Annotated in this window: 13 protein-coding genes and 1 pseudogene; 6 read left to right on the top strand and 8 right to left on the bottom strand. The window is 65.8% G+C overall.

The features are described from left to right. Window positions 1–75: 75 nt before the first annotated feature. The 4 genes and pseudogenes from SB786_RS17315 to SB786_RS17300 all read right to left on the bottom strand — a co-directional run bounded on the left by SB786_RS17315 (window position 76) and on the right by SB786_RS17300 (window position 3,716). Window positions 76–1,422, bottom strand: coding sequence for a flavin-containing monooxygenase (locus SB786_RS17315; protein ID WP_410728494.1), 1,347 nt, complete (start codon window positions 1,420–1,422; stop codon window positions 76–78). A 236-nt stretch (window positions 1,423–1,658) separates the two neighbouring features. After that, window positions 1,659–2,057 (bottom strand): annotated as a pseudogene (locus SB786_RS17310) (PIN domain-containing protein). After that, window positions 2,054–2,299 carry an AbrB/MazE/SpoVT family DNA-binding domain-containing protein gene (locus SB786_RS17305; protein ID WP_006753129.1) on the bottom strand — a complete coding sequence of 82 codons (246 nt, stop codon included), beginning with the start codon at window positions 2,297–2,299 and terminating at the stop codon, window positions 2,054–2,056. The pseudogene SB786_RS17310 and the gene SB786_RS17305 overlap by 4 nt, the downstream one beginning before the upstream one ends. 151 nt (window positions 2,300–2,450) lie before the next feature. Beyond that, window positions 2,451–3,716 (bottom strand): DUF6396 domain-containing protein, encoded by a 1,266-nt coding sequence (locus SB786_RS17300; RefSeq protein ID WP_410728493.1) that lies wholly within the window; start codon window positions 3,714–3,716, stop codon window positions 2,451–2,453. 311 nt (window positions 3,717–4,027) lie between these two features. Between SB786_RS17300 and SB786_RS17295 the strand changes: the two genes are divergently transcribed. Both SB786_RS17295 and trpS read left to right on the top strand, forming a co-directional pair. Continuing rightward, window positions 4,028–4,183, top strand: coding sequence for a hypothetical protein (locus SB786_RS17295; RefSeq protein WP_006753127.1), 156 nt, complete (start codon window positions 4,028–4,030; stop codon window positions 4,181–4,183). Window positions 4,184–4,392: 209 nt separating this feature from the next. Next, window positions 4,393–5,406: a tryptophan--tRNA ligase gene (trpS, locus tag SB786_RS17290; protein ID WP_410728492.1), complete on the top strand. Its 1,014-nt coding sequence runs from the start codon at window positions 4,393–4,395 to the stop codon at window positions 5,404–5,406. A gap of 100 nt (window positions 5,407–5,506) precedes the next feature. Here the strand turns inward: trpS and SB786_RS17285 are convergent, their stop codons facing one another. From SB786_RS17285 to SB786_RS17270, 4 genes are all read right to left on the bottom strand, one after another. Further along, window positions 5,507–5,893 (bottom strand): VOC family protein, encoded by a 387-nt coding sequence (locus SB786_RS17285; protein ID WP_410728491.1) that lies wholly within the window; start codon window positions 5,891–5,893, stop codon window positions 5,507–5,509. 49 nt (window positions 5,894–5,942) lie between these two features. Next, a complete protein-coding gene (locus SB786_RS17280) occupies window positions 5,943–6,863 on the bottom strand; it encodes a bestrophin family protein (RefSeq protein WP_410728490.1) in 921 nt (306 codons plus the stop codon). Between the two features lie 162 nt (window positions 6,864–7,025). Further along, the gene (cydB, locus tag SB786_RS17275; RefSeq protein WP_410728489.1) at window positions 7,026–8,033 is read right to left on the bottom strand and encodes a cytochrome d ubiquinol oxidase subunit II; all 1,008 of its coding nucleotides are present in this window, start codon (window positions 8,031–8,033) and stop codon (window positions 7,026–7,028) included. 3 nt (window positions 8,034–8,036) lie between these two features. Further along, a complete protein-coding gene (locus SB786_RS17270) occupies window positions 8,037–9,437 on the bottom strand; it encodes a cytochrome ubiquinol oxidase subunit I (protein WP_410728488.1) in 1,401 nt (466 codons plus the stop codon). 417 nt (window positions 9,438–9,854) lie between these two features. On the opposite strand from SB786_RS17270, the gene SB786_RS17265 reads away from it, so the two are divergent. The 4 genes from SB786_RS17265 to moaD all read left to right on the top strand — a co-directional run bounded on the left by SB786_RS17265 (window position 9,855) and on the right by moaD (window position 12,720). Then, entirely contained in the window at window positions 9,855–10,610 is a 756-nt protein-coding gene (locus tag SB786_RS17265; protein WP_410728487.1) for a formate dehydrogenase accessory sulfurtransferase FdhD, read from the top strand. Between the two features lie 72 nt (window positions 10,611–10,682). Next, window positions 10,683–11,801: a GTP 3',8-cyclase MoaA gene (gene moaA, locus SB786_RS17260; RefSeq protein WP_410728486.1), complete on the top strand. Its 1,119-nt coding sequence runs from the start codon at window positions 10,683–10,685 to the stop codon at window positions 11,799–11,801. Window positions 11,802–11,846: 45 nt separating this feature from the next. Continuing rightward, entirely contained in the window at window positions 11,847–12,410 is a 564-nt protein-coding gene (locus tag SB786_RS17255) for a molybdenum cofactor biosynthesis protein MoaE (RefSeq protein WP_410728485.1), read from the top strand. A 52-nt stretch (window positions 12,411–12,462) separates the two neighbouring features. Further along, window positions 12,463–12,720 carry a molybdopterin converting factor subunit 1 gene (gene moaD, locus SB786_RS17250; protein ID WP_228910891.1) on the top strand — a complete coding sequence of 86 codons (258 nt, stop codon included), beginning with the start codon at window positions 12,463–12,465 and terminating at the stop codon, window positions 12,718–12,720. Window positions 12,721–12,722: the final 2 nt, after the last annotated feature.

Here is a 12,722-nt window from a genome sequence, read left to right as displayed (position 1 = left end):
CGGTCACGCTCGCGGTGCGGCGGGTGCTGATGGGTGTTCGTGGGTGCGGGTCGCGGCGCAAATGCCGAATCCGTATCAGCCGATCGCGTCGGCCAGCGGGCGCGCATCGGCCTGCGCGGTGCGTGTCGTGTCGCCGAGCCCGGTGCGTGTTTGCGCGCGGCGTTGCGACGCGTCGTGATAGTCGAGGTACTTGCGCTGCGTGACGATGTGGTCGGCGATGTGTTTTGCGTCGTGCCACACGCCCCAGATGAAGCTGGAGCCGCGTCGCGACAGCCACGGCAGCCCGAGGAAATAGATGCCCGGCTCCTTCGACACGCCGCGCTGATGCTGCGGCTTGCCGTTCGCGGCGAACGCGTCGACGTTCAGCCAGCTGTAGTCGAGCGCGTAGCCCGTCGCCCAGATAATCGACGTGACGCCTGCGGCGGCCAGGTCGAGCGCGAGGATCGGCTGCGTGACGCAGTCCGGATTCGGCAGGATGCGGCGGGCTTCCGGTTCCTCGGGCAGGTCGAGGCCGTTGCGCGCCGCATAGGCGTCGGCCGCGTCGAGCAGCGACAGGTAGTTCTCGTCGCCGCGAGCGAGATTGCTTGCGAGATCATTTTCGAACACCGCGACGCCGCCGTCGAATGCCTTCGTCAGCCCCACGAGCGTCACGCCCTGGTGCGCGAGGGCGCGAAAATCGACCGTGTGGCCACCGCGCGCGCCGCTCACCGCGATCGTCACGTGTTCGCGGCCGGGCGTCGCGACTTCCTTGTCCCATTCGCCGAGCACGCCGAGCCACCAGCAGAAGTCGCGGCCGCGATAGGCGCGCGGCGGCCGATCGTGCGGGCCGACCGACAGGTAGACCCGCCGGCCCGCGCGCTGCAGTTCGTCGGCGATCTGCACGCCCGACGAACCCGCGCCGACCACCAGCACCGCACCGTCCGGCAATTGCGCGGGGTTGCGATAGTCGGCGGAATGGAGCTGCACGAGGCCTGCGTCGTCCGGCGCGATCGGCGGGATGACCGGACGCTGGAACGGCCCCGTCGCGACGACCACGCGGTTCGCCTCGATCGTGCCGTCCGACGTTTCGACGATGAAGCCCGGCTTGCCTGCGTTGCGCACGACGTTTTTCACTTCGACGCCGGTGCGGATCGGCGCGCCGAACTTGTGCGCGTAGGCTTCGAAGTAGTCGGCGACCTGGTCTTTCGTTGCGAACGCATCGGGATCGAGGCCGTCGAATTCGAGCCCCGGAAAGCGGTCGTGCCACGCGGGGCCGTTCGCGACCAGCGAATCCCAGCGCCCGGTGCGCCAGCGCTCGGCGATGCGGTCGCGTTCCAGCACGAGATGCGGCACGCCGAGCTTGCCCAGGTGCTCGCTCATGGCCACGCCGGCCTGGCCGGCACCGACGACCAGCGTATCGATTGAGGTTGTTTCCACTGCCACGGCTGTCTCCTTGAAGTGCGGCTCGCTGCGATGCTCGGGTCGTCGCGCGAGGGGGAATGGAGACATTCTGCTGACAGGCGGGCTAGGGCGAAACGATCATTTTTGTCGTTGTTGACGAGAAAAAAGCTGGGGGTGGTGAGGCAGGGTTGAAATAGCGAGCGAATAGCCTGCCGCGCCGTATGGAGTCCAACGGGAAGTAACCGCGCGCGCCTTAATGATCTTGCGCAGTTGCACGATTACTTGATCAACTGCATCCCTGCGACCTTCGACGCTGTCACATCGAAAGTAGCCGTGTACTCGCTGCCGGCTACATGCCCTGAACGCTCGATCAGGCAGTCCGCGAAATCCGCCTTTGCGGACGCAGCGAAAACGCGAAGTGCTTTTCGCACCGTATCAGCGCCTTCGACCATCAATTCCTTGGTGCCGATCATCGAGTCGATGATGTCCTTCATCTGCTCTCGCTCAACGCCGTAGCCGCGCGCGAGTACCTACACGACCCCGACCAGTGCGACCTGCGAAACGTACCCCGGCCATTCGGCCGACAGGGACTCCATCAATGCCGTCGCCTTCTTCGACTGAACGACGTCGTCCTGGGCAAAGTAGCGGACCAGCACGTTCGTATCCAGTCCGATCATCGTGCGGATGCTCCCTGCTCGGCGATGGCCCGATTCATGTCTTCGATCGACACCGGTTTGGCGGGCTTCTTCACGATGCCCTTGAGCGACGCGAGCGAACGCGTGGCCGGGTAGATCTCATACCGGCCGGTCGTCTCGTTGAAGCTGAATTCAATCCGGTCTCCCGACGCAAGGCCAAGCTGATTGCGCACGTCCACGGGGATCGTGACCTGGCCCTTGGAAGTGATAGTTGCTGCTGTCATGGTGATACCTCCTATTCTCCTTACTTTAAGGTAAGGAGAACCGAAAAGCACGGATGGTGCATGTCCCGCGGATCGGGGAACGCATCACCCTGTGCGACATAGGCCTGGCGGTACCACTGATCGAACGTCGCGGCCCGAGGATCGTTCTCTGTCATGCTGGCCTGCCAGATGCCCCGTCACCGGGCACGCGCGTGTGCCCCGGAGGCACTGTGACGTGCGGCTTCTCCGGCAACATGTAGCCATCGGGCACATGCGCACGACCGGTACGCAGCGAGACCGGGTGCATGGCGGGTTTGGAAGGCGGCACGGGTACCGACATCACACCCTTGGCCGCATTGATCAGCGTCTCCTTGTTGCCGTCCCACCTGGGCAATCTGGCCGGCGGCAGCGGCACAACCTTGTCCAGGTTCGGCAGACGGAGGTCCGGATCGCGCTCGAGACGGTCGGCGAGAATGATGTAGCGCTCGGCACGGGCGCGATCCTTTGCGTTACCGGCCACCGGATCACCATCATCGAACGCACCGAACAAATACGCAGCACTCCTGGCGCTGCCGTACTTCACCCCGTCATGCAGAATTCTGAGGGCGCGTTCGTTGTCATCGCCTAGCGACTTGTCGGAACCAACGAGTGTTGTCCCGAGCGCATACGCGGCATCGCCATTCCCCTGCGCAAATCCACACTCGAGCATCTGAAGCGCAATCTTGCGATTACCCCAGAAGCCCGCTTTGGGATCGTCATACACCGCATCCATCTTGCCGCCCAGATACGCCATCGCATTCGGGTTGCCCATATCGGCAGCGAGTTGCCAGAACCCATACGCGCGGCTCGCGTCCTGCTTCACGCCCGTCCCGTTCATGTAATACGTACCCATCAGGTCATAGGCCGCAGGTATGCCGAGTTTCATTGCCTGCTCGACAATCTGCACGGCACGTTCTGCATCACGATCCACGCCATCGCCCTGAGCGTACGCATTCGCCAGATTCAACATCGCCTTCCAGTGTTTGCGCTCGGCGGCCTTCGTCCATAGGTCGGCAGCGCCCTTGTAGTCGCGCTGGTTCGGCCACAGCAGCGAACTGGTGAGCGCCATCGCTTGCCGGTTCCATCGATCCGCGTCCTGATCGATCGGCGGAACGACGTCGGCTTCATGCTTGCACTCGAATGCGGCGCGATGAGGGTTGAAGGCAGTCAGCGACATGTTGCGCGGAAGCGCATCGGTCCGCGAGCAGGCCGCACACCCGACGAGCAGAAAAACGCAAGCCCATCGGAGCAAGCCGATACGGTCGCCGGCGATCGGACGCAATTGAGTTCGCACGATATCGAATGCCTGAACAGGAAAAATGAACGCACTGCTGGCGTGCGCATCACGGAGGCGGATACAAAAGCCCGGACGGCAAGCCATTGTTCCGAGTAATTTCACCGGCCCTCGGCAATGGCGCCGAACCGGAAAAGACCCTTCGCCCACGCTGCGCCGATTTTAGGCGATGACCCTTGATCCGACCATCTCCCGACAATCCTTGACTGTACACACCCGCCCGAACTGGTACGATGCGCATCGCCCACGCAATGCGCACAGCGACACCCGATCGTTCCCTTTTTCGATCCCCCGCGCGCCTCTTGCCGCACCGGGCCGCCGGCCCGGCCCCTCGTTGAACCCCGTAGCATCTCGGCGCCGCCTCACCCGGCGCCGTTGCAGCAACCGTTGGAGTGGCGCACCCTGCGCCTGCAAGCATGAAGAAACTGAAGCAGCACATCATGACCCTGAGCGGGAAAGACCGAACGCCGATGGTACGCGCAGGCGCGCTGCTGTTGATGGCCGGCCTGCTGTACCTGCTGTGGCCATCCGCCGAAACCGCCTACCTCGCGATGGAGTCGGTGATCCGCTGACACGCACGGCGGACAGCGCCCTGCGCTATACTCGCGCAATGGAAATCAAACCTGCCTCGCCGAACGTGCATCGCTGGTGGCGCGCCTGACCCAGGCGGCCCGTTTCCTTTTGCATGTCCCGAACGTGATGCCGCCAGCCATGGCGGCATTGTCGTTTCTGCGCGCACGTCATGGCTGGTGGCTTCGATAACCCGGAGCCAACTCCTACCATGACGCACCCGACTCGACCGACCATCCTCACCGGCGACCGCACGACCGGCCCGCTGCATCTCGGCCACTACATCGGCTCGCTGCGTGCGCGCGTGCAGATGCAGCACGAGGCGACGCAGTTCCTGCTGCTCGCCGACACGCAGGCGCTGACCGACAACATGGGCCGCCGCCAGCGCGTCACCGAGAACGTGATCGAGGTCGCGCTCGACTATCTGGCCGTCGGCATCGACCCGGCGATCTCGACGATCGTCGTCCAGTCGCAGGTGCCCGAACTCGCCGAGCTGTCGCAATACCTGCTCAACCTCGTCACGGTCGCGCGCCTCGAGCGCAACCCGACCATCAAGGAAGAGATCCGTCTGCGCGGCTTCGAGCGCGACATCCCGGCCGGCTTCCTGACCTACCCCGTCAGCCAGGCGGCCGACATCACCGCGTTCAAGGCGACGCACGTGCCGGTCGGCGACGACCAGTTGCCGATGATCGAGCAAACCAACGAACTCGTGCGCCGCTTCAACGCGACGGTCGACAAGCCGGTGCTGGTCGAATGCGAGGCCGTGTTGTCGGCAGTCACGCGGCTGCCCGGCATCGACGGCAAGGCGAAGATGAGCAAGTCGCTCGGCAACGCGATCCCGCTCGGCTCGACGCCCGACGAGATCACGCAGGCCGTGAAGGACATGTACACGGACCCGAACCACCTGCGCGTGAGCGACCCGGGCCAGGTCGAAGGCAACGTCGTGTTCACGTTCCTCGATGCGTTTGAGCCCGACGTGGCGAAGGTCGACGAACTGAAGGCGCACTATCGCCGCGGCGGCCTCGGCGACAGCGTCGTGAAGCGCGTGCTGAACGAGCGGCTGCAGGCACTGATCGAGCCGATCCGCACACGCCGCCGCGAATTCGAGGCGGACAAGGCCGAGGTGATGGCGATCCTGAAGCGCGGCACGCTGCACGCGCGCGAGGTGGCCGGCGCGACGCTGGCGGAGGTGAAAGGCGCGATGGGGCTCACGTATTTCGATTGAGCGGTGACGGCGGCGGCGCTTGTACTCCAGCGCCGCATGCAGGACGCGCGGCCGGTCGCGGCGTGCCGATGAGCGCGTCGAACCGCGAACCTTCCACGCGTCACTTCATCTGCATCAACTGCACGGGATTCCCGCACGTATCGTCAAGCACCGCGACCCGCACGGGCCCCGCGTCCATCGGCGCCAGCGTGAAGCGCACGCCGAGCGCGTCGAGCCGCGCGAACTCCGCGTCGAGATCGTCGACCTGGAACGACGCCGCCGGAATGCCATCCTCGTAAAGCGCCTGACGGTAAGGCGCGACCGCGCGATGATGGCTCGGCTCGAGCATCAGCTCGGTGCCGTCGGGCTGGTCCTTCGATACGACCGTCAGCCAGCGGTACTCGCCCACCGGCACGTTGTTCTTCAGCCGGAAGCCGAGGGTGTCGGTGTAAAACGCGAGTGCCTTGTCCTGATCGTCGACAAAGATGCTCGTCACGTAGATACGCATCGGATGGCCTCCTGATCGTGCGTGCCGCCGCGCGAGCCGAGCGCGCCGCTTACGTAATCTGATACGTCGACGCCGGCACGAATTCCTCCGGCATCGCGCGATCCCCAAGCTCCAGCACCGACCGTTCGATCGTGCGCGCCATCGCGTCGAGCGCCAGCGCGTTCGGCGCGAGCCCGAACGGCTCGGCCACTTCGTTCGCGATTGCTTCGAGCGCGATCAGCGTATACGAGATGAATACGCAGATCAGCGGTGTGAAGAACTCCGTCGAATCGACGAGACCGAACGGCAGCAGAACACAATAAGCATAGACGGTGCGGTGCAGCAGCACGCTGTACGAAAACGGAATCGGCGTGGTGAGGATCCGCTCGCAGCCGCCCACCGCCCGGCCCAGCTCGACCAGTTGCGCATCGAACATCCAGCACGTCGTGTCGCCGCCAGGCGCACGGCCCAGCGCCCGGACGATCCCGCCGCGCAGTTCATCGAGAATCGCGACGGGCTGGTAGCACTTGTGCGCGAACGCGGCGGCACGCTCGGCGCCGAGGATGCGTTGCAGGTCTTGCGTCGCATCGGTATGACGCAGCTGATGTTTCAGCGCATACGTGAACGCGATCAGCAGATCGGCGAGCCGGTTGCGCTCCGCTTCGCCGACGCTGTCGGGCAGGTAGCGATGCAATTGCGACGTGACGGTGCGCGCGGCGATCAGCAGGTTGCCCCACAGAAGCCGCGCCTCCTTGAAGCGCTCGAAGCTCGCGTTGTTGCGAAACGCGAGGAAGATCGCGAGCGCGAGCCCGAACAGCGTGAACGGCGCGGTGTTCAGCGGAATCTTCTCGCCGAAGATGCGCCCGTTCGTGAAGACCGCCAGCGTGCTGACGATCGCCATGAACACGAGTTGCGGAATGATCGACTGCAGCACCGAGCCGTTCCATACGAACAGCATCCTGAGCCAGTTCTGTCGTGGTCTGACGATCATGATGTTTTCTCGACTGCCAAGGAAATGCGCAACCCGTTGCGCCCGCACCCGATGCACAACGGCCCGCGCGTGGCGGGCCGCTTCCGGTCGGGCGCCGTGCGAGCAACGCGCCGTGCCGCGCGTGATGATACGCATGCCGCGGCCCGTCGCCTCGCTTGCCGCTTAGTGATAGCCGATGTCGCCCTCGCGCACCTTGCCGCGGAACACGCGGTACTGCAGCGCGTTGTACACGAGAATGATCGGCAGCACGATCACGGTGCCGACCAGCGCGAACAGCTGGCTCGAATGGCTCGACGACGCCTCCCAGATCGTCAGCGACGGCGGCACGATGTTCGGCCAGATGCTGATCACGAGCCCGGTGTAGCCGAGGAACACGAGCGCGAGCGTCAGCAGGAACGGCGTCGCCTCGTGCTGGCGCTTCACCGTGTGGAAGATGCCCCACACGCACGCGGCGACGAGGATCGGCACCGGCAGGAACCAGCCGAGGTAGCCGCTGCCGAACCAGCGGTGCGCGACCGCCGGCAGCCCGATCACGGTCCACAGGCTGACCACGCCCATCACGGCGAGCAGCACGCCCGCGAGCGGCTTCATCAGCAAGCGCATCTTGCGCTGCAGTTCGCCGTCGACTTTCAAAATCAGCCAGCCGCAGCCGAGTGTCGCATAGGTGACGAGCACGCCGATCCCGCAGAACAGGCTGAACGGCGACAGCCAGTCGAACGGCCCGCCCGCGAACTGGTGGTTCACGATCCGGATGCCCTGCAGCAGCGAACCGAGCACGATCCCCTGGCAGAACGCGGCGAGCGCGGAACCGCCGATGAACGCGAGATCCCACAGGTGCTGCGTGCGGTTCGCCTTCGCGCGCAACTCGAACGCGGCGCCGCGGAAGATCAGCCCGACCACCATCAGGATCAGCGGCAGGTAGTTCGCCGGCAGCAGCGTCGAGTAGACGACCGGGAACGCGCCGTACAGGCCCGCGCCGCCGAGCACGAGAAAGGTCTCGTTGCCGTCCCACACCGGCGCGACGGTGTCGAGCATCACCTGCCGCTCGGCCTTCGCGTCGAAGAACGGAAACAGCAGGCCGATGCCGAGGTCGAAGCCGTCCAGCATCACGTAGATGAACACGCCGAGGCCGATGATCGCGGCCCACACGACAGGAAGATCGATCTGCATGGCTTACTCCGCTTCGTTGACGTTCAGCGGCGTGGACAGCGCGCTCTTGCGCAGCCCCGGATGCCGGTGCAGCTCGATATACCCCGCGTGTGCGGCCGGCCCGCGCTTCATCAGGTTCAACATGTAATAGATACCCGTTCCGAACACCAGGAAATACACGACCACGAAGATCAGCAGCGACACGCCGACCTGCTGCGCGCTCAGCGGCGCGACCGAATCGACGGTGCGCAGCACGCCGTACACGGTCCACGGCTGCCGCCCGACCTCGGTCGTGATCCAGCCGGCCAGCAGCGCGACGATGCCCGACGGCCCCATGCATACGACGAACCACTGGAACCAGCGCGTTTCATACAGGCGCCCGCCCTTGCGCAGCAGCAAGCCGAGCACCGCCGTGAGCAGCATCAGCATCCCGAGGCCGGCCATGATCCGGAAGGTCCAGAACACGATCGGCGAATACGGACGGTCCTGCGGCGGGAATTCCTTCAGCCCGCGAATTTCGCCGTCCCAGCTGTGCGTGAGGATCAGGCTGCCGAGGTGCGGCACCTGGATCGCATAGCGCGTCGTTTCGGCCTGCATGTCGGGCAGCCCGACGAGGTTCAGCGAGGTGCCGCCCTTCTCCGTTTCCCACAGCCCCTCGATCGCCGCGATCTTCGCCGGCTGGTATTCGCGCGTGTTCAGCCCGTGCGCATCGCCGACCATGATCTGGATCGGCGCGAGCAGCAGCAGCATCCACAGCGCCATCGAGAAGCTGCGCTTCACCGGCTCGTCGCGACGCCCCTTGAGCAGGTGCCACGCGCCGCACGCGGCGACGATGAAGCCCGCGACGATGAACGCCGCGATCGTCATGTGCACGAGGCGATACGGGAATGACGGGTTGAAGATGATCTTGAACCAGTCGACCGGCACGATGAGGCCGTTCTCGATCTTGTAGCCCTGCGGCGTCTGCATGAAGCTGTTCGACGCGAGAATCCAGAACGTCGAGATCAGCGTGCCGACCGCGACCATCAGCGTCGCGAAGAAGTGCGCACGCGGGCTGACGCGCTGCCAGCCGAACAGCATCACGCCGAGGAAGCCGGCTTCGAGGAAGAAGGCCGTCAGGACTTCGTAAGTAAGCAGCGGGCCGGTGATGTTGCCCGCGACGCGCGAGAAGCCCGCCCAGTTCGTGCCGAACTCGTAGGCCATCACGACGCCGGAGACGACGCCCATCCCGAAGCCGATCGCGAAGATCTTCGACCAGAACTGGAACATGGATTTATAGGCGGCGTCGCCGGTGACGAGATAGCGCCATTCCAGCACCGCCAGAAAGCTCGCCATGCCGATGCTGATCGCCGGAAACACGATGTGGAACGACACCGTGAACGCGAATTGCAATCGTGCGAGATGGAACGCATCGAAGATTTCCATGACCGAAATTTGCTCGTGGTTGTGAGGACGTCAGCTCGAAGCAGGAAATCGCGCGACGGCTTCGCGACGGCACGCGCCAACTGGGACGGATCGCGGTGCACGGCAACGAAGCGTGAATGACGATATCGCGTTTTGGACGATACTCGCAATCGCGCGAGCGTGCGCTGAAACTGTGCTTTCCTCCGATCCGAAGATGTGTGTACGGAAAATCCGTTTCGGGGTGTGGAGGCCGTCAGCTGTACTGCATTGCGCACCGCGACGCTGTGCATCCGCGACCCGGCCGAACGCCCGTACCATTGACTCGAAGCCTGCCCGTGGCGAGCCGGCGCGACGCCGCGCACCGCCCTCCGCAGAATCCGTTTCCGTCGCCCGGCGCCCGCGCCGGCCGATTCCCGATTCACCCCAGGAGAAAACCGCATGGAGCCCGCCGACCGCCCCGACGATCCGGCCGGCAGCCGCGCGTGTCAGGTGACGCGTCATCGTGCCGGCGACGTGCTGGGCGCCGTCGATCGCGTCGTCGACGAGACGCCGGTTGCACTCGTGTTCAACGGCATCGCGCACACGGTGATGATGGCGACGCCGATCGACCTCGACGCGTTCGGCCTCGGCTTCGCGCTGAGCGAAGGGATCGTCGGGCGCGCGTCCGACGTCTTCGACATCGAAACCGAATGCCGGCCCGGCAGCGCCGAAGTGCGGCTCACCGTGTCGCAGCAGGCGTTCATGGCGCTGAAGGCGCACCGGCGCGCGCTGGCCGGCCGCACCGGCTGCGGCGTCTGCGGGATCGAAAGCATCGCGCAGCTCGACCTGCATCCGCCCCGCATCGCGGCCGCGGGCGCGGCGGCCGGCATCGGCGCCGACGCCGTCGCCGTCGCCGTCGCCCGCGAAGCCGGCGTGCGGCTGCTCGGCTTCTGCCGCAACGACGGCTTCGTCGGCAAGGCGCCGGCACGCTGCAATCGCTCGTGCAGGCGAGCGGGCTCGCGCGGCTGCCGGCCGGTCGACGCCTCGCACGCGGCGACGCGGTGCCGTATTACGATTTCGCGCACTGGCTCGCGTGAGCATGAGCATGCGCGCGATGCCCGCCTTTCGTGCATGCAGGATCGCGAACTGTATTCCTGCATTTCAGGCGGGATTGTGCCTCTGCCGGAAAAGTCCGGCGGACTATCCTCACGATGACGCTCGTCACGACCTATGCGCCGATACGTCGGCGCATACGCGGCCGCTCGGCGACGCCGTTCCGCTCACTTCATGCAGGCCGACGAACCGACCGTGAATGCCATCGTTTCCGCGCCGGCCGCCGCCGCAACCGGCGGCGTATCGCCCGGCGCCTTCTCCCGCCCGCTCGACACGCTCGCGCGGCCGCTGCGCGATCTGCGGCTGTCCGTCATCGACCAGTGCAATTTCCGTTGCGGCTACTGCATGCCGCGCGACAGCTTCGGGCCCGACTATGCGTTCATGCCGTCGTCCGAGCGGCTGTCGTTCGCGCAACTCGAGAAGATCGCCCGCGCGTTCATCTCGCTCGGCGTCGAAAAGATCCGACTCACCGGCGGCGAACCGCTGCTGCGCCGCAACCTCGAAGCGCTGATCGAACGGCTCGCGACGCTGACGACCATCGACGGCAAGCCCGTCGAAATCGCGCTGACAACCAACGGTTCGCTGCTCGCCGCCAAGGCACGCATACTGCGCGATGCGGGCCTGTCGCGCGTGACGGTGAGCCTCGACGCGATCGACGATGCCGTGTTCCGCCGGATGAGCGATGCCGACGTGCCCGTCGCGCGCGTGCTGGCCGGCATCGAGGCCGCGCAGGCGGCCGGGCTCGCGCCCGTGAAGGTCAACGCGGTGATCGAGCGCGGCGCGAACGACGACCAGATCCTGCCGCTCGTGCGCCACTTCCGGCATGGCGGCGTGGCCGTGCGCTTCATCGAATACATGGACGTCGGCGGCGCAAGCGCGTGGTCCGGCGACAAGGTCGTGCCGGCCACGCGGATGCGCGAGCTGATCGAAGCAAGTTACCCGCTCGTGCTCGTCGGCGAACCGGGGCACGACGCCACCGCGATCCGCTGCCGGCACATCGACGGCGCGGGCGAGGTCGGTTTCATCGCGAGCGTGTCGCATCCGTTCTGCGGCACGTGCTCGCGCGCCCGGGTGTCGGCCGACGGCCAGCTCTATACGTGCCTGTTCGCCACGCGGGGTACCGACCTGCGGCCGTGGCTCGACGACAACGCATCGACCGGCCAGCTCGCCGACGCCGTGCGCGCGCGATGGATGCAGCGCGACGACCGTTATTCCGAGCGGCGGGCGACGCGTGCGGCGCGGCCGTCGGGCAAGACCTATCCGACCGTGCGCATGTCGTTCGTCGGCGGCTGACGGCTGCCGCGCGAAGCGGCGCCCACCGCTTACAGGAGAACCGTCATGACGAGTTTCACCGAATCCCGTGGCGCGCCACCCGACGATCCGTCGCGTGACGGCAGCCATCCCGAGCCATCCGCGCCGCACACCGAACCGCCGCCGGCGATTGCCGCCGGCTTCGAGGTGCGGGTGCAATACGCGGCGATCGACGCCGGCGCCGAGATCGCGCCGATCGTTCGCAATCCGAATGTTGGCGCGGTCGTGAATTTCCTCGGTGTCGTGCGCAACGAAGGCGACGTCGACGACGTGATCGCGCTCGAAGTCGAGCACTATCCGACGATGACCGAGCAGGCGCTCTGGAGCATCGTCGAGGAAGCCGGCGCGCGCTGGCAGCTCGAAGCGGTCAGGATCGTGCATCGCGTCGGGCGGATTCCGCTCGGTCACGCGGTCGTGATCGTCGTGGTCGCCGCCGTGCATCGCGCATCGGCGTTCGATGCGTGCGAGTTCATCATGGACTTCGTGAAGACGCACGCACCGTTCTGGAAGAAGGAGATCCGGCATGACGGCGTGTCCGGCTGGGTCGAGCCGAAGGCGCACGACGACCAGGCAATGCGGCGATGGGGATGAACGTGCCCGCCATACCCTTTCCCCTTCCTCCGATTTCGCCCGGGACATCGCCATGAAACTGACGATCAAATACTTTGCGAGCATTCGCGAACAACTGCATACCGACGAGGAAGTCGTCGAGATCGATGCGGATGAGGTCACCGTCGACGCGCTGCGCGGCACGCTCGCCGCACGCGACGCGCGTAGCGCCGAAGCGCTGCGAATGGATCGGCCGGTGCGGGCGGCCGTGAATCTCGAGATGGTGACGGGCGGCTTCGTCGTGCGCGAGGATAGCGAGGTGGCGTTCTTTCCGCCGGTGACGGGCGGGTGAAC

Origin of the sequence: Burkholderia sp. SIMBA_062 (assembly GCF_046534765.1) — a bacterium.
GTDB classification, from domain to species: Bacteria; Pseudomonadota; Gammaproteobacteria; order Burkholderiales; family Burkholderiaceae; genus Burkholderia; species Burkholderia ambifaria.
This window is presented reverse-complemented; position numbering and strand designations above follow the sequence as displayed.